The 24,245-nt window shown below is 53.5% G+C and carries 39 protein-coding genes; 3 read left to right on the top strand and 36 right to left on the bottom strand.

Annotated elements, in window-relative coordinates:
* Positions 1-3: 3 nt before the first annotated feature.
* The 21 genes from rplO to rpsJ all read right to left on the bottom strand — a co-directional run bounded on the left by rplO (position 4) and on the right by rpsJ (position 9,167).
* Positions 4-438 carry a 50S ribosomal protein L15 gene (rplO, locus tag OHJ17_RS02105; RefSeq protein WP_002919516.1) on the bottom strand — a complete coding sequence of 145 codons (435 nt, stop codon included), beginning with the start codon at positions 436-438 and terminating at the stop codon, positions 4-6.
* 3 nt (positions 439-441) lie between these two features.
* On the bottom strand, positions 442-621 hold the full coding sequence (gene rpmD, locus OHJ17_RS02100; RefSeq protein WP_001140434.1) for a 50S ribosomal protein L30: 180 nt from the start codon (positions 619-621) through the stop codon (positions 442-444).
* A 3-nt stretch (positions 622-624) separates the two neighbouring features.
* Positions 625-1,128 (bottom strand): 30S ribosomal protein S5, encoded by a 504-nt coding sequence (gene rpsE, locus OHJ17_RS02095; protein ID WP_002919545.1) that lies wholly within the window; start codon positions 1,126-1,128, stop codon positions 625-627.
* Positions 1,129-1,142: 14 nt separating this feature from the next.
* A complete protein-coding gene (gene rplR / locus OHJ17_RS02090; RefSeq protein ID WP_000358960.1) occupies positions 1,143-1,496 on the bottom strand; it encodes a 50S ribosomal protein L18 in 354 nt (117 codons plus the stop codon).
* Positions 1,497-1,505: 9 nt separating this feature from the next.
* A complete protein-coding gene (rplF, locus tag OHJ17_RS02085) occupies positions 1,506-2,039 on the bottom strand; it encodes a 50S ribosomal protein L6 (RefSeq protein ID WP_002919662.1) in 534 nt (177 codons plus the stop codon).
* Between the two features lie 12 nt (positions 2,040-2,051).
* Positions 2,052-2,444 carry a 30S ribosomal protein S8 gene (rpsH, locus tag OHJ17_RS02080; RefSeq protein ID WP_002919665.1) on the bottom strand — a complete coding sequence of 131 codons (393 nt, stop codon included), beginning with the start codon at positions 2,442-2,444 and terminating at the stop codon, positions 2,052-2,054.
* A 33-nt stretch (positions 2,445-2,477) separates the two neighbouring features.
* Positions 2,478-2,783 carry a 30S ribosomal protein S14 gene (gene rpsN, locus OHJ17_RS02075; RefSeq protein ID WP_002919667.1) on the bottom strand — a complete coding sequence of 102 codons (306 nt, stop codon included), beginning with the start codon at positions 2,781-2,783 and terminating at the stop codon, positions 2,478-2,480.
* 14 nt (positions 2,784-2,797) lie between these two features.
* On the bottom strand, positions 2,798-3,337 hold the full coding sequence (rplE, locus tag OHJ17_RS02070) for a 50S ribosomal protein L5 (protein WP_001096200.1): 540 nt from the start codon (positions 3,335-3,337) through the stop codon (positions 2,798-2,800).
* 14 nt (positions 3,338-3,351) lie between these two features.
* Positions 3,352-3,666, bottom strand: a complete 315-nt coding sequence (gene rplX, locus OHJ17_RS02065; RefSeq protein WP_000729185.1) for a 50S ribosomal protein L24 — start codon at positions 3,664-3,666, stop codon at positions 3,352-3,354.
* 10 nt (positions 3,667-3,676) lie between these two features.
* Positions 3,677-4,048 (bottom strand): 50S ribosomal protein L14, encoded by a 372-nt coding sequence (gene rplN / locus OHJ17_RS02060; RefSeq protein ID WP_002919748.1) that lies wholly within the window; start codon positions 4,046-4,048, stop codon positions 3,677-3,679.
* A gap of 165 nt (positions 4,049-4,213) precedes the next feature.
* Positions 4,214-4,468, bottom strand: a complete 255-nt coding sequence (gene rpsQ, locus OHJ17_RS02055; protein WP_002919751.1) for a 30S ribosomal protein S17 — start codon at positions 4,466-4,468, stop codon at positions 4,214-4,216.
* A complete protein-coding gene (rpmC, locus tag OHJ17_RS02050; protein ID WP_002919754.1) occupies positions 4,468-4,659 on the bottom strand; it encodes a 50S ribosomal protein L29 in 192 nt (63 codons plus the stop codon). The genes rpsQ and rpmC overlap by 1 nt, the downstream gene beginning before the upstream one ends.
* Positions 4,659-5,069 carry a 50S ribosomal protein L16 gene (gene rplP / locus OHJ17_RS02045; protein WP_002919759.1) on the bottom strand — a complete coding sequence of 137 codons (411 nt, stop codon included), beginning with the start codon at positions 5,067-5,069 and terminating at the stop codon, positions 4,659-4,661. The genes rpmC and rplP overlap by 1 nt, the downstream gene beginning before the upstream one ends.
* Positions 5,070-5,081: 12 nt before the next feature.
* Positions 5,082-5,780 (bottom strand): 30S ribosomal protein S3, encoded by a 699-nt coding sequence (gene rpsC / locus OHJ17_RS02040; RefSeq protein WP_002919766.1) that lies wholly within the window; start codon positions 5,778-5,780, stop codon positions 5,082-5,084.
* A gap of 17 nt (positions 5,781-5,797) precedes the next feature.
* Complete coding sequence (gene rplV, locus OHJ17_RS02035) at positions 5,798-6,130, bottom strand: 50S ribosomal protein L22 (protein WP_002919773.1); 333 nt, start codon at positions 6,128-6,130, stop codon at positions 5,798-5,800.
* Positions 6,131-6,144: 14 nt separating this feature from the next.
* Positions 6,145-6,423, bottom strand: coding sequence for a 30S ribosomal protein S19 (gene rpsS, locus OHJ17_RS02030; protein WP_001138115.1), 279 nt, complete (start codon positions 6,421-6,423; stop codon positions 6,145-6,147).
* Between the two features lie 16 nt (positions 6,424-6,439).
* Complete coding sequence (rplB, locus tag OHJ17_RS02025; protein ID WP_002919786.1) at positions 6,440-7,261, bottom strand: 50S ribosomal protein L2; 822 nt, start codon at positions 7,259-7,261, stop codon at positions 6,440-6,442.
* 17 nt (positions 7,262-7,278) lie between these two features.
* On the bottom strand, positions 7,279-7,581 hold the full coding sequence (gene rplW, locus OHJ17_RS02020) for a 50S ribosomal protein L23 (protein WP_000617546.1): 303 nt from the start codon (positions 7,579-7,581) through the stop codon (positions 7,279-7,281).
* A complete protein-coding gene (gene rplD, locus OHJ17_RS02015; protein WP_002919794.1) occupies positions 7,578-8,183 on the bottom strand; it encodes a 50S ribosomal protein L4 in 606 nt (201 codons plus the stop codon). The genes rplW and rplD overlap by 4 nt, the downstream gene beginning before the upstream one ends.
* Before the next feature lie 10 nt (positions 8,184-8,193).
* Positions 8,194-8,823 (bottom strand): 50S ribosomal protein L3, encoded by a 630-nt coding sequence (gene rplC, locus OHJ17_RS02010; RefSeq protein WP_002919796.1) that lies wholly within the window; start codon positions 8,821-8,823, stop codon positions 8,194-8,196.
* 32 nt (positions 8,824-8,855) lie between these two features.
* Positions 8,856-9,167 carry a 30S ribosomal protein S10 gene (rpsJ, locus tag OHJ17_RS02005; protein WP_001181005.1) on the bottom strand — a complete coding sequence of 104 codons (312 nt, stop codon included), beginning with the start codon at positions 9,165-9,167 and terminating at the stop codon, positions 8,856-8,858.
* A 383-nt stretch (positions 9,168-9,550) separates the two neighbouring features.
* Here rpsJ and OHJ17_RS02000 point away from each other — a divergent pair, with 383 nt between their 5' ends.
* Entirely contained in the window at positions 9,551-10,036 is a 486-nt protein-coding gene (locus tag OHJ17_RS02000; RefSeq protein ID WP_009484606.1) for a prepilin peptidase, read from the top strand.
* On the opposite strand, the gene bfr is transcribed toward OHJ17_RS02000, so the two are convergent.
* The 11 genes from bfr to fkpA all read right to left on the bottom strand — a co-directional run bounded on the left by bfr (position 10,020) and on the right by fkpA (position 18,237).
* Entirely contained in the window at positions 10,020-10,496 is a 477-nt protein-coding gene (gene bfr / locus OHJ17_RS01995) for a bacterioferritin (protein ID WP_002919971.1), read from the bottom strand. The genes OHJ17_RS02000 and bfr overlap by 17 nt on opposite strands.
* A 73-nt stretch (positions 10,497-10,569) precedes the next feature.
* Complete coding sequence (gene bfd / locus OHJ17_RS01990) at positions 10,570-10,764, bottom strand: bacterioferritin-associated ferredoxin (protein ID WP_004152415.1); 195 nt, start codon at positions 10,762-10,764, stop codon at positions 10,570-10,572.
* 180 nt (positions 10,765-10,944) lie between these two features.
* On the bottom strand, positions 10,945-12,129 hold the full coding sequence (gene tuf / locus OHJ17_RS01985; protein ID WP_004174069.1) for an elongation factor Tu: 1,185 nt from the start codon (positions 12,127-12,129) through the stop codon (positions 10,945-10,947).
* 69 nt (positions 12,130-12,198) lie between these two features.
* Positions 12,199-14,313, bottom strand: a complete 2,115-nt coding sequence (gene fusA, locus OHJ17_RS01980) for an elongation factor G (protein ID WP_002920103.1) — start codon at positions 14,311-14,313, stop codon at positions 12,199-12,201.
* 96 nt (positions 14,314-14,409) lie between these two features.
* Positions 14,410-14,880: a 30S ribosomal protein S7 gene (rpsG, locus tag OHJ17_RS01975; protein ID WP_002920113.1), complete on the bottom strand. Its 471-nt coding sequence runs from the start codon at positions 14,878-14,880 to the stop codon at positions 14,410-14,412.
* A gap of 96 nt (positions 14,881-14,976) precedes the next feature.
* Positions 14,977-15,351, bottom strand: coding sequence for a 30S ribosomal protein S12 (gene rpsL / locus OHJ17_RS01970; protein WP_002920115.1), 375 nt, complete (start codon positions 15,349-15,351; stop codon positions 14,977-14,979).
* A gap of 124 nt (positions 15,352-15,475) precedes the next feature.
* Positions 15,476-15,763, bottom strand: a complete 288-nt coding sequence (gene tusB, locus OHJ17_RS01965) for a sulfurtransferase complex subunit TusB (protein WP_002920119.1) — start codon at positions 15,761-15,763, stop codon at positions 15,476-15,478.
* Between the two features lie 7 nt (positions 15,764-15,770).
* Positions 15,771-16,130: a sulfurtransferase complex subunit TusC gene (gene tusC, locus OHJ17_RS01960; RefSeq protein ID WP_004174061.1), complete on the bottom strand. Its 360-nt coding sequence runs from the start codon at positions 16,128-16,130 to the stop codon at positions 15,771-15,773.
* On the bottom strand, positions 16,130-16,516 hold the full coding sequence (gene tusD, locus OHJ17_RS01955; RefSeq protein WP_002920128.1) for a sulfurtransferase complex subunit TusD: 387 nt from the start codon (positions 16,514-16,516) through the stop codon (positions 16,130-16,132). Before tusD ends, tusC begins: the two co-directional genes overlap by 1 nt.
* Positions 16,516-17,238, bottom strand: a complete 723-nt coding sequence (locus OHJ17_RS01950; RefSeq protein WP_032433625.1) for a helix-turn-helix transcriptional regulator — start codon at positions 17,236-17,238, stop codon at positions 16,516-16,518. The genes tusD and OHJ17_RS01950 overlap by 1 nt, the downstream gene beginning before the upstream one ends.
* A 168-nt stretch (positions 17,239-17,406) precedes the next feature.
* Positions 17,407-18,237 (bottom strand): FKBP-type peptidyl-prolyl cis-trans isomerase, encoded by an 831-nt coding sequence (fkpA, locus tag OHJ17_RS01945; protein WP_032412497.1) that lies wholly within the window; start codon positions 18,235-18,237, stop codon positions 17,407-17,409.
* 222 nt (positions 18,238-18,459) lie between these two features.
* Here fkpA and OHJ17_RS01940 point away from each other — a divergent pair, with 222 nt between their 5' ends.
* On the top strand, positions 18,460-18,678 hold the full coding sequence (locus OHJ17_RS01940; RefSeq protein ID WP_002920136.1) for a protein SlyX: 219 nt from the start codon (positions 18,460-18,462) through the stop codon (positions 18,676-18,678).
* A gap of 58 nt (positions 18,679-18,736) precedes the next feature.
* Here the strand turns inward: OHJ17_RS01940 and slyD are convergent, their stop codons facing one another.
* The 4 genes from slyD to kefG all read right to left on the bottom strand — a co-directional run bounded on the left by slyD (position 18,737) and on the right by kefG (position 21,985).
* On the bottom strand, positions 18,737-19,324 hold the full coding sequence (gene slyD / locus OHJ17_RS01935; RefSeq protein ID WP_002920140.1) for a peptidylprolyl isomerase: 588 nt from the start codon (positions 19,322-19,324) through the stop codon (positions 18,737-18,739).
* 93 nt (positions 19,325-19,417) lie between these two features.
* Positions 19,418-19,618 carry a YheV family putative zinc ribbon protein gene (locus OHJ17_RS01930; protein WP_002920143.1) on the bottom strand — a complete coding sequence of 67 codons (201 nt, stop codon included), beginning with the start codon at positions 19,616-19,618 and terminating at the stop codon, positions 19,418-19,420.
* An 11-nt stretch (positions 19,619-19,629) separates the two neighbouring features.
* A complete protein-coding gene (gene kefB / locus OHJ17_RS01925; RefSeq protein WP_004150031.1) occupies positions 19,630-21,435 on the bottom strand; it encodes a glutathione-regulated potassium-efflux system protein KefB in 1,806 nt (601 codons plus the stop codon).
* The gene (gene kefG / locus OHJ17_RS01920; protein WP_014906847.1) at positions 21,422-21,985 is read right to left on the bottom strand and encodes a glutathione-regulated potassium-efflux system ancillary protein KefG; all 564 of its coding nucleotides are present in this window, start codon (positions 21,983-21,985) and stop codon (positions 21,422-21,424) included. The genes kefB and kefG overlap by 14 nt, the downstream gene beginning before the upstream one ends.
* 173 nt (positions 21,986-22,158) lie before the next feature.
* Between kefG and OHJ17_RS01915 the strand changes: the two genes are divergently transcribed.
* Positions 22,159-24,063 (top strand): ABC transporter ATP-binding protein, encoded by a 1,905-nt coding sequence (locus tag OHJ17_RS01915; protein ID WP_023283034.1) that lies wholly within the window; start codon positions 22,159-22,161, stop codon positions 24,061-24,063.
* Positions 24,064-24,245 lie beyond the last annotated feature (182 nt).

The raw sequence follows: 24,245 nt of genomic DNA, 5'->3' as shown, positions 1-24,245 counted from the left end.
TACTTATTCCTCAATTTTACCGCCAGCAGCTTCGATAGCAGCACGAGCACCTTTAGTCACACGCAGGCCACGAACAGTTACCGGACGAGTTACCTCACCAGACAGGATCACTTTCGCGAACTCGATCTGGACACCGATAATGTTAGCCGCTTTCAGCGCGTTCAGGTCTACTACATCGCCTTCTACGTGAGCCAGATCGGAGAGACGGATCTCTGCGGTGATCATCGCTTTACGAGAAGTGAAGCCGAATTTCGGCAGACGACGGTACAGAGGCATCTGACCACCCTCGAAACCGCGACGTACGCCACCGCCAGAACGAGATTTCTGACCTTTGTGACCACGACCACCGGTTTTACCGAGGCCAGAACCGATACCACGACCCAGGCGTTTACCCGCCTTTTTGGAGCCTTCGGCCGGAGACAGAGTATTTAAACGCATCTCTTACTCCTCAACTTTAACCATGAAGGAAACCGCGTTGACCATACCACGAACAGCAGGAGTATCCTCGCGCTCTACGGTGTGACCAATACGACGCAGACCCAGGCCAAGCAGCGTTGCCTTGTGTTTCGGCAGACGACCGATTGCACTGCGGGTTTGAGTAATTTTAATAGTCTTTGCCATGGTTTATTTCCCCAGAATTTCTTCAACGGATTTACCACGCTTGGCAGCGACCATATCCGGGGACTTCATGTTTTCCAGACCGTCGATAGTTGCACGAACCACGTTAATCGGGTTAGTGGAACCATACGCTTTAGCCAGAACGTTACGAACCCCAGCGACTTCCAGAACGGCGCGCATTGCACCACCGGCGATGATACCGGTACCTTCGGAAGCCGGCTGCATGAATACACGAGAACCCGTGTGAGTACCCTTAACCGGGTGCTGCAGGGTGCCGTGGTTCAGCGCGACGTTAATCATATTGCGACGGGCTTTTTCCATCGCTTTCTGGATCGCTGCTGGAACTTCACGCGCTTTACCGTAACCAAAACCAACGCGACCGTTACCATCGCCTACTACAGTCAGAGCTGTGAAGGAGAAAATACGACCACCTTTAACGGTTTTAGATACGCGGTTTACCGCGATCAGCTTTTCCTGCAGTTCGCCAGCTTGTTTTTCGATGTGAGCCATCTTACACCTCTACCTTAGAACTGAAGGCCAGCTTCACGGGCAGCATCTGCCAGTGCCTGGACACGACCATGATATTGGAACCCGGAACGGTCAAAGGAAACATCTTTGATGCCTTTTTCCAGAGCGCGTTCAGCGACAGCTTTACCCACAGCTGCTGCAGCGTCTTTGTTACCGGTGTACTTCAGTTGTTCAGCGATAGCTTTTTCTACAGTAGAAGCAGCTACCAGAACTTCAGAACCATTCGGTGCAATTACCTGTGCGTAAATGTGACGCGGGGTACGATGTACCACCAGGCGAGTTGCGCCCAGCTCCTGGAGCTTGCGGCGTGCGCGGGTCGCACGACGGATACGAGCAGATTTCTTATCCATAGTGTTACCTTACTTCTTCTTAGCCTCTTTGGTACGCACGACTTCGTCGGCGTAACGAACACCCTTGCCTTTGTAAGGCTCAGGACGACGGTAGGCGCGCAGATCTGCTGCAACCTGGCCGATCACCTGCTTATCAGCGCCTTTCAGCACGATTTCAGTCTGAGTCGGACATTCTGCAGTGATACCCGCAGGCAGCTGATGATCAACCGGGTGAGAGAAACCTAAAGCCAGGTTTACTACATTCCCTTTGACCGCTGCACGATAACCTACACCAACCAGCTGCAGCTTCTTAGTGAAGCCTTCGGTAACACCGATAACCATTGAGTTCAGCAGGGCACGCGCGGTACCAGCCTGAGCCCAACCGTCTGCGTAACCATCACGCGGACCGAAGGTCAGTGCATTATCTGCATGTTTAACTTCAACAGCATCGTTGAGAGTACGAGTCAGCTCGCCGTTTTTACCTTTGATCGTAATAACCTGACCGTTGATTTTTACATCAACGCCGGCAGGAACAACGACCGGTGCTTTAGCAACACGAGACATTTTTTCCTCCGATTAGGCTACGTAGCAGATAATTTCGCCACCAAGACCAGCCTGGCGCGCTGCACGATCAGTCATAACACCTTTAGAGGTAGAAACAACTGCGATACCCAGACCGGCCATAACTTTCGGCAGCTCATCTTTTTTCTTATAGATGCGCAGACCTGGGCGGCTGACACGCTGAATGCTTTCTACAACAGCTTTGCCCTGGAAATACTTGAGAGTAAGTTCCAGTTCAGGCTTGGTGTCGCCTTCAACTTTAAAATCTTCGATAAAACCTTCTTCCTTCAGCACGTTGGCGATTGCCACTTTCAGCTTGGAGGAAGGCATGGTGACCGCAGCTTTGTTCGCGGCCTGACCGTTACGGATACGGGTCAGCATATCCGCGATCGGATCTTGCATGCTCATCTGTCTTTACTCCCGTGATTCAATTGGTGACAATTACCAGCTAGCCTTTTTCAGACCCGGGATTTCACCGCGCATAGCGGCTTCACGGACCTTAATACGGCTCAACCCGAACTTCCGCAGGAAACCATGCGGACGACCTGTTTGACGGCAGCGGTTACGCTGACGAGACGGGCTGGAATCACGCGGCAGAGTCTGCAGCTTGAGAACGGCATTCCAACGATCTTCGTCGGTTGCGTTCACATCAGAGATGATAGCTTTCAGTTCAGCGCGTTTAGCGAAGAATTTATCAGCTAAAGCCACGCGCTTTACTTCGCGTGCTTTCATTGATTGCTTAGCCATTAAGTAACCCTACCTTACTTGCGGAACGGGAAGTCAAAGGCAGCCAGCAGAGCACGGCCTTCTTCGTCAGATTTCGCAGTAGTGGTAATGGTAATATCCAAACCACGAACGCGGTCGACTTTATCGTAGTCGATTTCTGGGAAGATGATCTGCTCACGGACACCCATGCTGTAGTTGCCACGACCGTCGAAAGACTTAGCGGACAGGCCGCGGAAGTCACGAATACGCGGTACAGCAATAGTGATCAGGCGCTCAAAGAACTCCCACATGCGTTCGCCACGCAGAGTTACTTTACAGCCGATCGGATAGCCCTGACGGATTTTGAAGCCTGCAACTGATTTGCGTGCTTTGGTGATCAGCGGTTTTTGACCGGAGATTGCTGCCAGGTCAGCTGCTGCGTTATCCAGCAGTTTCTTGTCAGCGATCGCTTCACCAACACCCATGTTCAGGGTGATCTTCTCGACCCGAGGGACTTGCATGACAGAATTGTAGTTAAACTCAGTCATGAGTTTCTTAACTACTTCGTCTTTGTAGTAATCATGCAGTTTCGCCATCGTACTACTCCAAATTACTTGATAGTTTCGCTGTTAGACTTGAAGAAACGGACTTTTTTACCGTCTTCGAATCTAAAGCCTACACGGTCAGCCTTGCCGGTTGCCGCATTGAAGATTGCAACGTTAGAAACCTGAATTGCAGCTTCTTTTTCAACGATGCCGCCTGGTTGGTTCAGAGCCGGAACCGGCTTCTGGTGTTTCTTAACCAGGTTGATACCTTCAACAATGACCTTGCCGGAAGACAGGACATTCTTAACTTTACCGCGCTTACCTTTATCTTTACCGGTTAACACGATAACTTCGTCATCACGACGGATTTTCGCTGCCATGATTCGCTCCTTAGAGTACTTCTGGTGCCAGAGAGATAATTTTCATGAACTTCTCGGTACGAAGTTCACGAGTTACCGGCCCAAAAATACGCGTACCGATAGGCTGCTCGCTGTTATTGTTCAGAATAACGCATGCATTACCATCGAAGCGAATGACAGAACCGTCCGGGCGACGAACACCCTTCTTGGTGCGCACCACTACCGCCTTCAGCACATCACCTTTTTTGACCTTACCACGCGGAATTGCTTCTTTGATGGTGATCTTGATGATGTCGCCTACGCCTGCGTAGCGACGGTGCGAGCCACCCAGAACCTTGATACACATTACGCGACGTGCACCGGAGTTGTCGGCGACGTTCAGCATAGTCTGTTCTTGGATCATTTTAGTGCTCCGCTAATGTCAACTACTACTGAGACCCGAAAATTAGGGTCGTTAAAAAGCCCCATATCGAGGGCGCGGCATTATAACACCACAAACCAGATATGGGTAGAAAAAATAAACGGCTCATCGCTGAGCCGTTTATCCGTATCGAGAATGCGTACTCTATTACAGAACCGCTTTCTCTACAACGCGAACCAGCGTCCAGGACTTAGTCTTGGACAGCGGACGGCATTCGCGGATTTCAACCTTGTCGCCGATACCGCATTCGTTGTTCTCGTCATGTACGTGCAGTTTGGTCGTACGTTTGATGAATTTACCGTAAACCGGGTGTTTCACCATACGTTCGATAGCAACAACAATGGATTTCTCCATTTTGTCGCTAACTACGCGACCTTGCAGAGTACGGATTTTATCGGTCATTACGCACCCGCCTTCTGAGTCAGTAAAGTCTTAACGCGTGCAACATCACGACGCACTTGCTTCAGCAGATGAGTCTGTTGCAGCTGGCCACTTGCAGCCTGCATGCGCAGGTTGAACTGCTCACGCAGCAGGTTCAGCAGCTCAGCGTTCAGCTCTTCAACGCTTTTTTCACGCAGCTCTTTTGCTTTCATTACATCACCGTCTTAGTTACAAAGGTGGTTTTGATCGGCAGTTTCGCTGCTGCCAGGCCGAATGCTTCACGGGCCAGCTCTTCCGGTACACCGTCCATTTCATACAGGACTTTACCCGGCTGAATCAAGGCAACCCAGTACTCCACGTTACCTTTACCTTTACCCATACGAACTTCCAGCGGCTTCTCGGTGATCGGTTTGTCCGGGAATACACGGATCCAGATCTTACCTTGACGCTTAACTGCACGGGTCATAGCACGACGTGCTGCTTCGATCTGACGTGCAGTCAGACGACCACGGCCAACAGCTTTCAGACCGAAAGTGCCGAAGCTAACATCCGTACCCTGCGCCAGACCACGGTTGCGGCCTTTGTGCACTTTACGGAATTTTGTACGCTTTGGTTGTAACATCAGCGACGCTCCTTATTTACGGCCTTTACGCTGCTGCTTTTTAGGTTGAGCAGCCGGTTCCGGTTGTTCAACAGCAGCCATACCACCCAGGATCTCACCTTTGAAGATCCATACCTTAACGCCGATTACACCGTAAGTGGTGTGCGCTTCAGAGGTGTTGTAGTCGATGTCAGCACGCAGAGTGTGCAGCGGTACGCGACCTTCACGGTACCATTCGGTACGTGCGATTTCCGCGCCGCCCAGACGGCCGCTAACTTCAACTTTGATACCTTTAGCGCCCAGACGCATTGCGTTCTGTACAGCACGCTTCATCGCACGACGGAACATAACGCGACGTTCCAGCTGAGAAGTGATGCTGTCAGCAACCAGTTTTGCGTCCAGTTCAGGTTTACGAACTTCGGCGATATTGATCTGTGCAGGTACGCCAGCGATATCCGCTACGACCTTGCGCAGTTTTTCTACGTCTTCGCCTTTCTTACCGATAACGATACCCGGGCGAGCGGTGTGAATGGTCACACGGATGCTCTTAGCCGGACGCTCGATAACGATGCGAGATACAGACGCTTTAGCCAGTTCTTTAGTCAGGAACTGACGTACTTTAAAATCGCTGTCCAGGTTGTCAGCGAATTCTTTGGTGTTCGCGAACCAGGTAGAGTTCCATGGTTTGACAATACCCAGGCGAATACCATTAGGATGTACTTTCTGACCCATTGCTAGTCTCCAGAGTCTCAGCGATCGGACACAACCACAGTGATGTGGCTGGTGCGCTTCAGGATGCGATCTGCACGACCTTTAGCACGCGGCATAATGCGCTTCATGCTCGGGCCTTCGTCTACGAAAATTTTCGCAACTTTCAGATCATCAATGTCAGCGCCATCGTTGTGTTCAGCGTTAGCAATGGCAGATTCCAGTACCTTCTTGACCAGTACAGCAGCTTTTTTGTTGGTGTAGGTCAGAATATCCAGGGCCTGCGACACTTTCTTACCGCGAATCAGGTCAGCTACAAGGCGAACCTTCTGAGCAGAAGAACGAGCATGGCGATGTTGAGCTAAAGTTTCCATCTCTTCCTCCTACCTTATTTCTTCTTCGCTTTTTTATCAGCAGCGTGGCCGCGATAAGTACGAGTCGGTGCGAATTCACCCAGTTTGTGACCGACCATTTCGTCGGAAACAAATACTGGAACGTGCTGACGACCATTATGGACAGCGATGGTCAAACCGATCATGTTAGGAAAGATCGTTGAACGACGGGACCAAGTGCGCAGGGGCTTCTTGTCTCCGCTTTCCACCGCTTTCTCTACCTTCTTCAGCAAGTGCAGGTCAATAAAAGGACCTTTCTTGAGAGAACGTGGCATGGCTTATCCTCTAAAATTATTTGCTACGGCGACGTACGATGAATTTATCAGTACGCTTGTTGCTGCGGGTCTTCTTACCTTTGGTCTGCAGGCCCCACGGGGATACCGGGTGCTTACCAAAGTTACGACCTTCACCACCACCATGTGGGTGGTCTACTGGGTTCATCGCAGTACCGCGAACGGTAGGACGAACACCACGCCAGCGTGCAGCACCTGCTTTACCCAGAACGCGCAGCATATGCTCAGCATTGCCAACTTCGCCCAGAGTCGCGCGGCAGTCTGCTTCGACTTTACGCATTTCACCAGAACGCAGACGCAGGGTGACATAAGCACCGTCACGAGCAACGATCTGAACGTAAGTACCAGCGGAACGAGCCAGCTGACCGCCTTTACCTGGTTTCATTTCTACGTTATGAACGGTAGAACCAACCGGGATATTGCGCATCGGCAGGGTGTTGCCTGCTTTGATTGCAGCATCAACGCCAGACTGAATCTGGTCGCCAGCTTTCAGGCCTTTCGGGGCCAGGATGTAACGGCGCTCGCCGTCTTTGTACAGAACCAGCGCGATGTTCGCGGAGCGGTTCGGATCGTACTCAAGACGTTCAACAACTGCCGGGATACCATCTTTGTTGCGTTTGAAGTCAACAATACGGTAAGCCTGCTTGTGGCCACCACCGATATGACGGGTGGTGATACGGCCATTGTTGTTACGACCACCGGATTTGCTGTTTTTTTCCAGCAACGGAGCAAAAGGTTTGCCCTTGTGCAGCTCTGGGTTAACCACTTTAACGACGTGGCGACGACCCGGAGATGTCGGTTTACATTTAACAACTGCCATTGTATTACTCCTCCGACTTACTCAGCGCCGCCAACGAAGTCCAGATTCTGGCCTTCTTTCAGGGTGACGTAAGCTTTTTTCCAGTCGCTACGACGACCGATACGCTGTCCGTGACGTTTAACTTTCCCTTTAACAACCAGGGTGTTAACGACTTCGACTTCGACTTCAAACAGTTTCTGCACAGCAGCTTTGATTTCTGCTTTGGTCGCGTCTTTAGCAACTTTGAGAACGATGGTGTTTGTTTTTTCCATCGCAGTAGACGCTTTTTCAGAAACGTGCGGTGCGCGCAGCACCTTCAGCAGACGTTCTTCACGAATCATGCCAGCATCTCCTCAACTTGCTTAACAGCATCAGCAGTCATTACGACTTTGTCGAAGGCGATCAGGCTAACCGGGTCGATACCGTTCGCATCACGTACGTCAACCTTATGCAGGTTACGTGCGGCCAGGAACAGGTTCTCGTCCAGCTCACCGGTGATGATCAGCACATCTTCCAGAGCCATGTCTTTCAGTTTCTGTGCCAGCAGCTTAGTTTTCGGCGCTTCAACAGAGAACTTCTCGACAACGATCAGACGATCCTGACGTACCAGTTCGGACAGAATGCTTTTCAGCGCGCCGCGGTACATCTTCTTGTTAACTTTTTGACTGTGGTCCTGCGGACGAGCAGCGAAGGTCACGCCACCGGAACGCCAGATCGGGCTCTTGATAGAACCAGAACGCGCACGGCCGGTACCTTTCTGGCGCCACGGTTTTTTACCGGAGCCAGTGATTTCAGCACGAGTCTTCTGAGCACGAGTGCCCTGACGCGCACCGGCTGCATAAGCAACAACAACCTGGTGAACCAGCGCTTCGTTGAAATCACGACCGAAGGTAGTTTCGGAAACAGTCAGCGCGCTCTGCGCGTCTTTCAATACTAATTCCATTGCTATCTCCTCACGCCTTCACAGCTGGTTTAACGATCAGGTCGCTACCGGTCGCACCCGGGACAGCACCTTTAACCAGCAGCAGGTTGCGCTCAGCGTCAACACGTACTACGTCCAGGCTCTGAACGGTTACACGCTCATTACCCAGCTGACCTGCCATTTTCTTGCCTTTGAACACTTTGCCCGGAGTCTGGTTCTGACCGATAGAACCCGGAACGCGGTGGGACAAGGAGTTACCGTGAGTAGCGTCCTGGGTACGGAAGTTCCAGCGCTTAACGGTACCAGCAAAACCTTTACCTTTAGAGGTACCGGTTACGTCAACTTTTTTAACGTCAGCAAACAGTTCAACGCTAATGTTCTGACCTACGGTGAATTCTTCGCCGTCAGCCAGACGGAATTCCCACAGACCACGGCCAGCTTCAACGCCAGCTTTAGCGAAGTGACCCGCTTCCGGCTTGGTTACACGGTTAGCTTTTTTAGCACCGGTGGTAACCTGGATTGCGCGGTAGCCATCGTTAGCCAGGTCTTTAACCTGAGTAACACGGTTTGCTTCAACTTCGATTACGGTTACTGGGATAGAAACGCCATCTTCAGTGAAGATGCGGGTCATGCCCACTTTTTTACCGACTAAACCAATCATTGTTTCAACCTCTCAATCGCTCGATGACCTGATTAACCCAGGCTGATCTGCACGTCTACACCGGCAGCCAGATCCAGACGCATCAGAGCATCAACGGTTTTTTCAGTTGGCTCAACGATGTCAACCAGACGCTTGTGAGTGCGAATTTCGTACTGGTCACGCGCGTCTTTGTTGACGTGCGGGGAGATCAGAACGGTAAAGCGCTCTTTGCGGGTCGGCAGCGGGATCGGACCACGGACTTGCGCACCAGTGCGCTTAGCAGTCTCGACGATTTCCGCGGTTGATTGATCGATCAGACGATGATCAAACGCTTTCAGGCGGATACGGATTCTTTGGTTCTGCATGAGACCAGAGCTCCAATTATTTTATAGACGAAATGATTACTCCTCATACCCATTACGATTGATGGGAGAGTGTAACCGTTCTTACATAGTCCCCCGATTGGGGACATTGTTTGATAACCCAAATGCGATTACCAGGGTTCATATTGAACCGGCCGTCAACTTTGACAGGCCCGCGCATTATACGCAAATTCTGGCGCGACGCAAGTGCTGTTTAGAAAATCATCACCAGGATTTGCGCGCCTTCGCGTTAGCGCGCTGTACGGGGCTGCAATGCGGAGTAAGAGTGCGGATTGTGGGATCCATTCCCGGAAAATGCCTTTTGTGCTGAACGGGAGAGGATGAGCATAGTGACGCAATGTTCATCGATCATTGCGGGGTCAACTATGCTCGCCGCCCTCCCCTTCTTGCTGTGCTATAGCGGTTTGACCGTGGCATTATGCCACCAGGATCTGCGCCACGGTCTGTTGCCCGACCGTTACACCTGTCCCCTGCTGTGGAGTGGTTTACTTTTTTATCTCTGTCTGGCGCCGCACCAGCTGCATGATGCCGTCTGGGGGGCGATAGCGGGCTATCTCTCTTTGGCTGCGATTTACTGGCTATACCGCGGTATCCGCGGCTATGAAGGATTGGGTTATGGAGATATAAAATATCTTGCCGCCCTCGGCGCCTGGCATGGCTGGCGGTTACTGCCGCAGTTGGTCCTGGTTGCCTCGCTACTCGCCGGCATAGCGTGGGCAGGAGCAGGTTTATACGCCAGTTGCGGCGGGAGGAGCAAATGGAGAAGAAGCAACCCGCTGCCGTTTGGGCCATTCCTGGCGGCCGCGGGTTTTTGGTGCGGGTGGCAGACGCTGGCTAGTCTGACACTTTGATCTGCGACTGCAGGTAATTTTGCAGACCGATTTTGCCAATCAAATCGAGTTCGGTTTCCAGCCAGTCGATATGGCCTTCTTCATCCGCCAGGATCTCAATCATCATATCGCGGCTGACGTAGTCATGGACGCTGTCGGCATAGGCAATAGCCTCACGCAAATTTTGCGCCCCTTCCAGCTCCAGCCTCAAATCGGACCGCAGCATCTCTTCCACATCTTCACCGATGCCAAGTTTGCCGAGATCCTGCAGATTAGGGATACCTTCGAGAAAAAGAATACGCTCGATATACTTATCGGCGTGCTTCATTTCGTCGATGGATTCGTGGTACTCAATATCGTTGAGGCGCATCAGGCCCCAATTTTTAAACATTCTCGCATGAAGAAAGTACTGATTAATTGCGACTAGCTCATTTCCCAATAATTTATTGAGATAACTTATGATTTTGACATCACCTTTCATTATATAGTCCCTCCGCTTCCACTCATTGAAGCGTAGTCCGGCCTATAGGGATGTCAAAAGAGAAGCGTGGACTTCAGGCGATTTCTTTGAATTCCGGCATGGTGGTTAATTCATCTTCCATCACTTCACGCGCGGCACGAACACACTTACCGCATTGATTTCCCACGGGAACAAACTTACGTAATTGCTGAAAAGATTGCGGTTGAAACTGGCGCACAACCTGACGAATTTTTTTATCGCTGACGCCATTGCACAAACAAACGTACATAGAAACTCCCGTTCAATTTATGCACAAATATTAAATGAGAATGGTTATGATTACAATAGACCATTTGCTCATTATCCGCCGCAACGCACGATATGAATAGCCAGCAAAAATCCGTTTTTCGCTGAATGACAGACAGCAAAAAGGGCGCCGAAGCGCCCTTTTTAATTCAAAGCTAACGAATTAGCCCAGAACTTTAGCTACAACGCCCGCGCCAACGGTACGGCCGCCTTCACGGATTGCGAAACGCAGACCGTCGTCCATCGCGATCGGGTGGATCAGGGTAACAACCATTTTGATGTTGTCGCCCGGCATTACCATCTCTACGCCTTCCGGCAGTTCGATGGTGCCAGTCACGTCAGTAGTACGGAAGTAGAACTGCGGACGGTAGCCTTTGAAGAACGGAGTGTGACGGCCGCCTTCATCTTTGGACAGGATGTACACTTCAGATTCGAACTTGGTGTGCGGGTTGATGGTGCCCGGCTTAGCCAGTACCTGACCACGTTCGATTTCTTCACGTTTGATACCACGCAGCAGAACACCTACGTTCTCACCAGCACGGCCTTCGTCCAGCAGTTTGCGGAACATTTCAACGCCAGTACAGGTGGTTTTCGCGGTTTCTTTGATACCAACGATTTCAACTTCTTCACCTACTTTGATGATACCGCGCTCTACACGACCGGTAACAACGGTACCACGACCGGAGATGGAGAATACGTCTTCGATCGGCAGCAGGAACGGCTTGTCAATCGCACGCTCTGGTTCCGGGATATAGGTATCCAGGTGGCCAGCCAGTTCGATGATTTTCGCTTCCCACTCTGCGTCGCCTTCCAGCGCTTTCAGAGCAGAACCACGAACGATCGGAGTGTCGTCGCCCGGGAAATCGTACTGAGACAGCAGTTCACGAACTTCCATCTCAACCAGTTCCAGCAGCTCTTCGTCATCAACCATGTCGCATTTGTTCAGGAACACGATGATGTACGGAACGCCTACCTGACGACCCAGCAGGATGTGCTCACGAGTCTGCGGCATCGGGCCGTCAGTCGCAGCAACAACCAGGATCGCGCCGTCCATCTGCGCAGCACCGGTGATCATGTTTTTAACATAGTCGGCGTGGCCCGGGCAGTCTACGTGCGCGTAGTGGCGAGTCGGGGTGTCATATTCAACGTGAGAGGTGTTGATGGTGATACCACGAGCTTTTTCTTCCGGCGCGTTATCGATCTGGTCGAATGCGCGAGCGGAACCACCGTAGGTTTTAGCCAGAACGGTAGTGATGGCAGCAGTCAGGGTAGTTTTACCATGGTCAACGTGGCCGATAGTACCAACGTTGACGTGCGGTTTTGTACGTTCAAATTTTTCTTTAGACACGGCTATATTCCTTACTATAGTGCTCTCCCCTTCGGAGAGAGCACGGGACTTAGGTTTTAATCCTGTGGATTATTTACCACGGGCTTCAATAACGGCCTGAGCAACGTTGTTCGGCGCATCATCATACTTCAGGAATTCCATGGTGTATGATGCACGACCTTTGGTCAGAGAACGCAGCTGAGTTGCATAACCGAACATTTCGGACAGCGGTACTTCAGCGTGGATCTTAACGCCGGTTACTTCGGATTCCTGACCGCGCAGCATACCGCGACGACGGCTCAAGTCACCGATAACGTCACCAGTGTTCTCTTCCGGAGTTTCTACTTCAACCTTCATGATCGGCTCAAGCAGAACTGGTTTTGCTTTCTTAAAGCCTTCTTTAAAGGCAATAGACGCAGCCAGTTTAAACGCCAGCTCAGAGGAGTCAACGTCGTGGTAAGAACCGAAGTGCAGACGGATACCCATATCAACTACCGGGTAACCTGCCAGCGGACCAGCTTTCAGCTGTTCCTGGATGCCTTTATCAACGGCCGGGATGTATTCGCCAGGAATTACACCACCTTTGATGTCGTTGATGAACTCGTAACCTTTCGGGTTAGAGCCCGGCTCCAGCGGGTACATGTCGATCACAACGTGACCGTACTGACCACGACCACCAGACTGCTTGGCGTGTTTACCTTCGATATCGGTAACTTTCGCGCGAATCGCTTCACGGTAAGCAACCTGAGGTTTACCGACGTTCGCTTCAACGTTGAATTCACGCTTCATACGGTCAACGATGATGTCGAGGTGCAGCTCACCCATACCGGCGATAATGGTCTGGTTAGACTCTTCGTCAGTCCATACGCGGAAAGACGGGTCTTCTTTAGCCAGACGACCCAGAGCCAGACCCATTTTTTCCTGGTCAGCTTTGGTTTTCGGCTCAACGGCGATGGAGATTACCGGCTCAGGGAATTCCATACGCTCCAGAATGATCGGCGCATCCGGGTCACACAGGGTGTCACCAGTAGTTACGTCTTTCAGACCGATAGCAGCAGCGATGTCGCCCGCGCGAACTTCTTTGATCTCTTCACGTTTGTTAGCGTGCATCTGAACGATACGACCGAAACGCTCACGTGCAGCTTTCACGGAGTTCAGTACGGTATCACCAGAGTTAACCACACCGGAGTACACGCGGAAGAAGGTCAGGTTACCCACGAACGGGTCGGTAGCGATTTTGAACGCCAGTGCAGAGAACGGCTCGTCGTCGCTTGCGTGACGCTCAGCCGGGGTATCTTTACCGTCGTCCAGGATACCGTTGATCGCAGGTACGTCAACCGGGGATGGCAGGTAATCAATTACCGCATCCAGCATCGCCTGAACGCCTTTGTTCTTGAACGCAGAACCACAGGTTACCAGGATGATTTCGTTGTTCAGAACGCGCTGACGCAGAGCTTTTTTGATCTCTTCTTCAGTCAGTTCTTCACCACCCAGGTATTTTTCCATCAGCTCTTCAGAAGCTTCAGCTGCGGATTCGATCAGGTTCTGGTGCCATTCATCAGCCAGGTCCTGCATGTCAGCCGGGATATCTTCGTATTCGAAGGTTACGCCCTGGTCTGCATCGTTCCAGTTGATGGCTTTCATTTTCACCAGGTCAACAACGCCGGTGAAACCTTCTTCAGCACCAATTGCCAGCTGCAGCGGAACCGGGTTCGCGCCCAGACGGGTTTTGATCTGACCAACAACTTTCAGGAAGTTAGCGCCCATGCGGTCCATTTTGTTAACGAACGCGATGCGCGGAACTTTATATTTGTTTGCCTGACGCCATACGGTTTCAGACTGCGGCTGAACACCACCAACTGCGCAGTAAACCATTACCGCACCATCAAGAACACGCATGGAACGTTCTACTTCGATAGTGAAGTCAACGTGCCCCGGGGTGTCGATGATGTTTACGCGGTGCGGTTCATACTGTTTGGCCATACCAGACCAGAATGCAGTAGTCGCAGCGGAAGTGATGGTGATACCACGTTCCTGCTCCTGCTCCATCCAGTCCATGGTAGCGGCGCCGTCATGAACTTCACCGATTTTGTGGTTTACACCGGTGTAGAACAGAATACGTTCGGTAGTAGTGGTTTTACCGGCGTCGATGTGCGCACTGATACCGATGTTACGGTAGCGTGCGATGGGTGTTGTACGAGCCATTTGATTCCTCGTTTATTTCTTTAGGCGTTCAGTTAAGTTATCCAGAGCGGGCGACTCATCTGAAGCGCCCGCCTGGTGACTATGACTCCGAAGGGATTACCAACGGTAGTGAGCGAACGCCTTGTTGGCTTCGGCCATACGGTGAACGTCTTCACGTTTCTTAACTGCAGTACCTTTGTTGTCTGCAGCATCAGTGAGTTCGTTCGCCAGGCGCAGAGCCATGGATTTATCACCGCGTTTACGAGCAGCTTCAACGATCCAACGCATTGCCAGGGCATTACGACGGACCGGACGAACTTCAACTGGAACCTGATAAGTAGAACCACCTACGCGGCGGGACTTAACTTCGACAGTCGGGCGCACGTTTTCGAGCGCAACTTCGAAGGCTTCCAGTTCAGATTTACCAGAACGCTGAGCCAGGGTCTCCAGCGCGCTGTATACGATAGTTTCTGCAGTAGATTTTTTACCATCTACCATCAGGATATTGACAAATTTAGCCAGCAGTTCTGATCCGAACTTCGGATCCGGCAGAATTTTACGCTGACCAATGACGCGACGACGTGGCATGGAAATACTCCGTTGTTAATTCAGGATTGTCCAAAACTCTAAGAGTTTAGTATGACATTAAGATAAATCAGTTTGGCCTTACTTAACGGAGAACCATTAAGCCTTAGGACGCTTCACGCCGTACTTGGAGCGAGCCTGCTTACGGTCTTTAACGCCGGAGCAGTCAAGCGCACCACGAACGGTGTGGTAACGAACACCCGGAAGGTCTTTAACACGACCGCCACGGATCAGGATCACGGAGTGCTCCTGCAGGTTGTGACCTTCACCACCGATGTAGGAGGTGACTTCGAAACCGTTAGTCAGACGCACACGGCAAACTTTACGCAGTGCGGAGTTCGGTTTCTTAGGAGTGGTGGTATATACGCGAGTACATACGCCACGTTTCTGCGGGCAGGCTTCCAGCGCTGGCACGTTGCTCTTTGCAACTTTGCGCGCGCGTGGTTTGCGTACCAGCTGGTTAATTGTTGCCATTAAATAGCTCCTGGTTTTAGCTTTTGCTTCGTAAACACGTAATAAATCGCCTCATATATTATGAGGACGCAGAATTTTAGGGCGGTGCCGAAAAGGTGTCAAGAAATATACAACGATCCCGCCATCACCAGGCCAACTGACCGGCATGTTTGACTGTGAGTCTGACGAAATCAGTATAGCTAACCCTGCCGACACTGTCCGCAATTTGACCAGCCAGCCCGCGGGCGTCAACGTCGTCTTGCAGCACGTATAGGGTTATGGGGGCGGATTGCAGGATCTCAAGGAAGCGACCATCGGCGATGGCCGCGGTGACGCCGTCAGACAGTAGTACCAGATCGTCGCCGTGCTCCATCAAACGAAGCATCGCTGCGATGTCGGCATGCCAGGGGGAAACACTGAGCGTATGGAGCATGGGGGCCTCAGAAACGCAAAATCACATCAAATTCATGCAGACGGGCGCGCAGGGCATCCGGCGCCAGGCATTCGACATCCACCACCCACGGGGTCGCGGGATCCAGGCCGCGCTCTCGCGCTGAGTCGGCGCACAGCCAGCACTGGTCGATATCATATAGCGACAGCAATTTAAAGGTAGCGATGTAGTCGCGGGCCAGCACAGCGCCAGGCCGCTGTTCGGGTAACAGCTGAAACACGCCGTCGCCCACAAAAAACACGCCAATATCGTCGGTGAGCGCGGAGGTTGCTAATAAGGCATCGAGGCCTTCCCTGCCGGCGGCGCTGCCGTGCGGCGCAGAGGAAAATACAAAAGCCACACGTTTCATCAGAACTGCACCATCCGATCGCAAGTAAGCGCCGCTTCCGCTAGCGCGCCGAGCCCGCTCAAGGTAAAACCCGGCTGCAAATTGTGGCCAGGCAGAGCGAGCTGTTGCGCTTCGCGTTCGTCCGTTACGCCACGACGCAGGGCGGCCGCCACGCAGATATGCAGCGCGACGCCGTGCTCATCGTGGAGGGATTGCCACCCGCGCACCAGATCGAACTCATCGCTGGCGGGCGCCGTCAGCTGGTTAGCGTTAAGCACGCCTTCGCGATAGAAAAAAACGCACGCCAGCTCATGGCCTTCCTGCAGCACGGCCTGGGCAAATTGCCAGGCGCTGCTCGCCTGCTGCGTGCCATAGGCTGGGCCGGTCACCGTGAGGGCAAAACGCATTACTTATCCAGCCCCTGGAAATCGCCGCTTTTGAACTGGCGAATATAGAGGTAGACGGTGTGCTTGGAGATGTTCAGACGATCGGCTACCTGGTTAATAGCGTCTTTAATATCGAAGATCCCTTTCTCGTAGAGATTCAGCACGATTTGACGGTTTTTCGCATTGTTAGACACGCTGCGATCGGCATTCACCTCTTCAATGGTGAACTCCAGCGTCTGGGCGACCAGATCGTCTACCGAAGAAGCAAAGTTCACCGGCGAGTTCACTTCAGGCGTTTCTGGCGGAATAAAGGTGCTCATGATCTGGGAAAACGGCACATCCAGATTCATGTTGATACACAGCAGACCAATCACCCGTTGATCGCGGTTGCGAATGGCAATCGTCACCGACTTCATCAGTACGCCGCTTTTAGCACGGGTAAAGTAGCATTTGGAAACGCTGCTATCGGCGCCCGTCATATCGTGCAGCATGCGCAGCGCAAGATCGGTAATCGGTGAACCGATTTGGCGGCCGGTATGTTCACCATTGGCGATACGGATGGCAGAGCATTTCAGATCCTGCAAAGAATGCAGCACGATTTCACAGTGCGAACCGATGAGCATCGCCAACCCGTCCACTACCGCTTCATAAGATTTGAGAATATCGAAATCGGTCTGGTCAAAGGGACGTTGATCCAGCAGGTCAAGCTCGCTGGTTTCATTGGTTAAAAGCGACCTGGACATGAAAAAAAGCACTCCTTTTCAGGAGCCTGTCGTTATTGTCAGGGCAGGCTCATCATCATTATTAAGCTATCTAAAGTAATACAGCGCCTGAGGATCTTTCCAGTTTTAATTATATCTGCGCTCAATAAAAAAGCCGCCGCCTCTGACGAGACGGCGGCCTGAACCTGATTACTTCTTAGCGTCAGCTTTCGTGTCCGCGGCTTTCGCATCGCCTGCGGCTTCCGGCTGTGCATCTGCCTTCGGCGCCGGTTTGATATCCAGCAGTTCTACATCAAAGACCAGCGTAGAGTTGGCCGGGATGCCCGGGACGCCAGTTTTACCGTAGGCCAGGTCCGGCGGAATAACCAGCTTGATTTTGCCGCCTTTCTTGATGTTCTTCAGGCCTTCAGTCCAGCCCGGGATCACGCCGTCGAGACGGAAAGAGAGCGGCTCGCCGCGAGTATAAGAGTTATCAAACTCTTTACCGTCGATCAGGGTACCTTTGTAGTTTACCACCACGGTATCGCTATCTTTCGGCGCATCGCCAGCGCCTTCTTTCTCGACTTTATACAGCAGGCCAGTTTTTGAGGTTTTCACGCCCTTCTCTTTGGCAAAGTTGTCACGGAAAGCTTTGCCTTTGGCTTCGTTCTCAGTGGCGTCTTTTTCCATTTTCTGCTGAGCCGCGGTCTTCACGCGCGTTTCAAAGGCCTGCAGAGTCTGTTCGATCTCCTGGTCGGACAGTTTGCTCTTATCGGCAAACGCGTCCTGTACGCCGGCGATCAGCTGGGCTTTATCCAGCTTAATGCCCAGCTTCTCTTGTTCTTTCAGGGAGTTTTCCATGTAACGCCCCAGGGACGCGCCCAGCGCATAGGCCGATTTCTGATCGTCATTTTTAAATGCCGATTTACTCTCAGCCGCCGGGGCTGCCTTCGTTGCCGTATCTGCAGCGAAGGTCAGCGGTGCATTCAGGGCGACGGCCATTGTGGTCGCCAGCAGCGTTACTTTAAACAGTGATTTCATCCATTTCTCCAGGGCCGGGGCCTCTCGCCCCAGGGTTATCGTAAAAAGCAAAAAACGTACTATAGAACGTTGCCGTTAAAATCTACATACGGACGTTCCTGAATATCGCCTCTTTTAGGACTATTTTTGTATGAATAAGTTTCCTGTACGGCGCAGCGATGCTGCGCGCCAGGGGAAACTTAAGTAGAATCCGCCCGCAGGATCAGACTAAAGAGGTTACCCATGCACGATAGCACATTAGAAACGCGCCTTGCGGAGCTGGAAAGCCGGCTGGCGTTTCAGGAAATCACCATCGAAGACCTCAACAAAACCGTGACCGCCCACGAGATCGAGATGGCGAAGATGCGGGAGCATATGCGTCTGATGATCGAGAAGCTGAAGGCGACCCAACCCTCCCATATCGCCTCCCAGGCGGAAGAAACGCCACCGCCGCACTATTGAGGCGTAAAAAAAGCGGGTTTCCCCGCTTTTTTGTCGTCTTCGTGCCGAAGCGCAAAGATTAGTGGCAGCCGCAGCCACCGTGGCCGCCGCAGCCGCCTTTACCATGGTCGTGACCATGATCGTGGCCGTGGCCGCCGCAGCAACCGTCATGACCATGGTCATGATCGTGATCGTGGCCATGCGCGCCGTGCACGTGACCGTGCTCCAGCTCTTCCGCAGTCGCTTCGCGGATGGCGACGACTTCCACATTAAACTTCAGGTTCTGGCCAGCCAGCATGTGGTTGCCATCAACCACAACGTGGTCGTCTTCAACTTCAGTGATTTCTACTGGTACCGGACCCTGATCGGTTTCCGCCAGGAAGCGCATGCCAACCTGCAGTTCATCAACGCCCATGAAGACGTCTTTCGGTACACGCTGCACCAGGTTTTCGTCATACTGACCGTAAGCGTCGTTAGCGCCGACGGCAACGTCAAATTTGTCGCCCACTTCGTGGCCATCCAGCGCGTTTTCCAGGCCGGAAATCAGGGAGCCGTGACCGTGCAGGTAATCCAGCGGCGCGCTTACCGGAGACTCATCAACCAACACACCGTCTTCTGTACGTACCTGATAGGCCAGGCTGACCACCAGGTCTTTTGCTACTTTCATGATATCTCCTGAGATGGGAAGAATAGTGGCGCAGATTGTAGCGGAATTCTGCTGCCGTGTACCCTTTAGCTTAAAAAAAGCCGACGGATAACGCTAGTCGGGATGAAAAATGCCAATCACCTGCTCCTCTTTGCGTACATGCTCACGGGCCTCTTTATCTGCCTCACGCATCTGATGACCGCATTTAACGCACTCAACAACATCGACATTATTCTCACGCCACATTGCCAGCGAATCCTGCGCCTGGCACGCCGGACATTTCGCCCCGGCAATAAAACGTTTACGCACTGCCATAAGATTTACCTTTATTCAAACTCGTCCCAGCCGTCCAGCTGCCGGCTCTCTTTCTGCATTTCGCGCTGGAAAATCTCTTCCAGTTCGCGCCGGGCCTCCCGCACGCGTGATATCTGTACCGTATCAGTATGCACTGGCATTAGCTCGCGCAGCATTCGCATATCGAGGCGTCGGAAGTGCAGCTGCGCGCGCTGGGCCTGGTGAGGATGCATCCCGAGGGTGATGAGCGCTTTGCGCCCCAGCTCCAACGCACTGGAGAAAGTTTCACGAGAAAACTGCGTCACGCCGGCCTGCAGCAGCTCATGCGCCTCAACGCGCCCGCGAGCGCGGGCCAGAATATGCAGATGTGGAAAGTGTTGTTGACACATTTCCACCAGCCGCATGGTATCTTCTGGCTCATTACAGGTGATGACGATCGACTGCGCCTCTTCCGCTCCCGCCGAGCGCAGCAGCTCCAGCTGGGTGGCATCGCCAAAATAGACTTTATAGCCATAGTTGCGCATCAGATTTACCGCGCTGATGTCCCGCTCCAGTACCGTAATACGCATCTTATTGGCCATCAGCAGGCGACCAATGACCTGACCAAAGCGACCAAACCCGACAATAATCACCTGCGGCTTGTCATCCTCCACCCACGGCGCCTCACCGGTATCGTCCGCCGGGTTCAGCCGTCGCGACAATAGCTTATCTATCCCCTTCATCAGCAGCGGCGTCGTCATCATCGACAACGTTACCGCCACCAGCAGCAGCGCCATCTGGTCGTGCTGAAACAACCGCTGAGAGGCGGGCAGCGAAAAGAGGACAAACGCGAACTCGCCGCCCTGGCTTAATACGCCCGCGAACTGCATCCGCTCGGAACTTCGCAGGCCATAGAGACGGGCCAGCAGATAGAGCACCAGCATTTTTACCGCCACCAGCACCGCCACGCTCACCGCCACCCACAGCAGATGGGTATACAGTACGCCAAGGTTCAGCGCCATGCCGACGGAAATAAAGAACAACCCGAGCAGCAGCCCCTTGAACGGATCGATAGCGATCTCCAGTTCGTGGCGATACTCACTTTCCGCCAGCAGCACGCCGGCAATAAAGGTGCCCAGCGCCATCGACAGCCCCAGCGCCTCCATAAACAGGGCAGATCCGAGGACCAACAGCAGCGTGGCGGCAGTGAACACCTCCCTGACCCCCGAGCTGGCGATAAAACGGAACACCGGCCGCAGCAGATAGCGTCCGCCAATCAGCATCCCGGCAAAGGCCAGGACCTTCATGCCGACCGTCAACCAGTTCACATGCTCATCCGCTGAACCGGCCAGCAGGGGCACCAGCGCCAGCGCCGGGATCACCGCCAGATCCTGAAACAGCAGCACCGAAAAGCCTAGCTGTCCCGCTTCGCTGCGGCTCATTCCCTTCTCACGCATCAGCTGCAGCGCCATGGCGGTGGAAGACATCGCCAGGCCGATCCCGCCGACCACCGCCGCCTGCCATGAAAACCCGGTCGTCATCAGCAACCCACCGAGGATCGCCGCGCTGAGCATCACCTGCGCCGCGCCAACGCCGAAGATGGAGCTCCGCAGTCGCCATAGCTTGGCGGGATTGAGCTCCAGGCCGATGATAAACATCAGAAACACTACGCCGAGCTCAGAGAAATGGAGAATTTCATCCACATCGCTGATAAACCCGAGCCCCCACGGACCAATGGCGATCCCGGCCAGCAGATAGCCCAGCACCGCGCCAATCCCCAGTCTTGAAGCCAGAGGGACGGCGATGACGGCCGCGAACAAAAACAACACCCCCGCCAGCAGCAAATCAGATCCCGCCATGGACACCTCCGGCGGCGATGGGATTGGCCAACCAGTCCCGGTAGGCCAGGGCGCGGCTGCGCAGCTCCTCTGGCTGCTGCCTCCGGGCCCAGTAGACGATAATGGGGCTCATCCAGTGCATACGGCACATGCCGGCGGTCAGTTCAAAAGGACGTAAAATATCGTTCATCGGATAGCGATTAGCATCGCGACGGTAGGCGCTCTCAGGCTCGCCGGTAGTGATCACGCTGCGCCAGTACTTTCCCGCCAGTTCGTTCCCTCCGGTGCCGCTGGCGAAGCCGCGGCTTAACACACGATCCAGCCACTCCTTAAGCAGCGCCGGACAGCTCCAGGTATATAAAGGGTGCTGGAAAACAATCACCTCATGCTGGCGCAGCAGGTCCTGTTCGTAAGCAATATCGATAAAAAAATCCGGATAGTGCGCGTAGAGATCGTGCACGGTGACGTTCGGCAACTGTAAGGCCGGCTCTAATAAAACCCGGTTGGCCACGGAATCCTGAGATTCTGGGTGGGCATACAGCAGCAACACTTTCGCTGTCTGAGACATCATTCCCCTCCCGTAGGTCTTCTGGCGGCCTGCACAGCCCCGGCGTTTTGACACAGCCAGAATGACTTTGTGTATCGTCTTCGTTTTGGGCTACCATGGCGGCCCGGTGAAGCGATTCGCTTCCACACTACATTATCATAATGACAAATTAACATAGTCTGAACATACGGCGCCTTATGATTGTTTTCTCCTCGTTACAAATTCGTCGCGGCGTACGCGTCCTGCTGGACAACGCCACCGCTACCATCAATCCTGGCCAAAAGGTCGGTCTGGTGGGGAAAAACGGCTGCGGGAAATCGACGCTGCTATCGCTTTTGAAAAACGAGATAAGCGCTGACGGCGGCAGTATGACCTATCCCGGCAACTGGCAGCTGGCCTGGGTGAATCAGGAAACCCCGGCGCTACCGCAGCCGGCAATCGATTATGTCATTGACGGCGATCGAGAATATCGCCAACTGGAGGCCGCGCTCCAGCAGGCTAACGAACGCAACGACGGTCATGCTATCGCCACCGTCCACGGTAAGCTGGACGCCATCGACGCCTGGACGATCCGTTCGCGCGCCGCCAGCCTGCTGCACGGTCTGGGTTTCAGCAATGAACAGCTTGAGCGGCCGGTCAGCGATTTTTCCGGCGGCTGGCGTATGCGCCTTAACCTCGCCCAGGCGCTGATCTGCCGCTCCGATCTGCTGCTGCTCGATGAACCGACTAACCACCTCGATCTCGATGCGGTGATTTGGCTGGAGAAGTGGCTGAAGGGCTATACGGGAACGCTGATCCTCATCTCCCACGATCGCGATTTTCTCGATCCTATCGTCGACAAAATTATCCATATCGAACAGCAGACAATGTTTGAGTACACCGGCAACTACAGTTCGTTTGAAGTGCAGCGCGCCACCCGCCTCGCTCAGCAGCAGGCGATGTACGAAAGCCAGCAGCAGCGCGTCGCGCACCTGCAAAGCTATATCGATCGCTTCCGTGCCAAAGCCACCAAGGCCAAGCAGGCGCAAAGCCGGATCAAAATGCTGGAGCGGATGGAGCTTATCGCTCCGGCGCACGTGGATAACCCGTTCCACTTCAGCTTCCGCCAGCCGGAGAGCTTGCCTAACCCGCTGCTGAAGATGGAGAAAGTCAGCGCCGGCTACGGCGAGCGTATTATTCTCGACTCCATCAAGCTTAACCTGGTGCCGGGCTCGCGTATCGGCCTGCTGGGCCGCAACGGCGCCGGGAAGTCGACGCTGATTAAGCTCCTGGCAGGCGAGCTCCAGCCCGTAAGCGGCGAGATCGGCCTCGCGAAAGGCATCAAGCTCGGCTACTTCGCCCAGCATCAGCTGGAATTCCTGCGCGCCGATGAGTCGCCGCTGCAGCACCTGGCGCGTCTGGCGCCGCAGGAGCTGGAGCAGAAGCTGCGTGATTATCTCGGCGGCTTTGGTTTCCAGGGCGATAAGGTGAGCGAAGAAACCCGCCGCTTCTCCGGTGGAGAAAAGGCTCGCCTGGTACTGGCCCTGATCGTCTGGCAGCGCCCTAACCTGCTGCTGCTCGATGAACCGACCAACCACCTTGACCTCGATATGCGTCAGGCCTTAACCGAAGCGCTGATCGACTTTGAAGGGGCGCTGGTGGTCGTATCGCACGATCGGCACCTGATCCGTTCCACCACTGACGATCTATACCTCGTCCACGATGGTAAAGTCGAGCCGTTCGACGGCGATCTGGAAGATTATCAGCAGTGGCTCAGCGACTCGCAAAAACAGGAGTCCCAGAGCGGCGAGCCGCCAAAAGAGAGCGGCAATAGCGCCCAGGCGCGCAAAGACCAGAAGCGTCGGGAAGCGGAGCTGCGCAGCCAGACCCAACCGCTGCGCAAAGAGATCGCCCGTCTGGAAAAAGAGATGGACAAGCTCAACGCGCAGTTGGCCAGTGCGGAAGAAAAACTTGGCGACAGTGAGCTTTATGACGCCTCACGTAAAGCCGAGCTGACCGAATGCCTGCAGCAGCAGGCCAGCGCGAAGTCCGGGCTGGAGGAGTGCGAGATGGCCTGGCTGGAGGCCCAGGAGCAGCTGGAGCGCATGCTTCAGGAAGGCTAAACTCTTCCTCTTCATCCTGCCTGCGCGTACGCTGCCGCTGGCAGGGTGGGTTTCTGCCCTCTTCATGGCCTGGCCATCAGCGACATCAATGATTTGTTTTTGCTGTAAGCTGGCGTCACTGGCCGCAAGACCACATATTGGCTAACCCCCTGCATGCCCTGCGCGGTATAGTCATCATCACG

Source organism: Klebsiella sp. KP20-425-1 (assembly GCF_025813515.1).
Lineage (GTDB): Bacteria > Pseudomonadota > Gammaproteobacteria > Enterobacterales > Enterobacteriaceae > Klebsiella > Klebsiella pneumoniae.
This window is presented reverse-complemented; position numbering and strand designations above follow the sequence as displayed.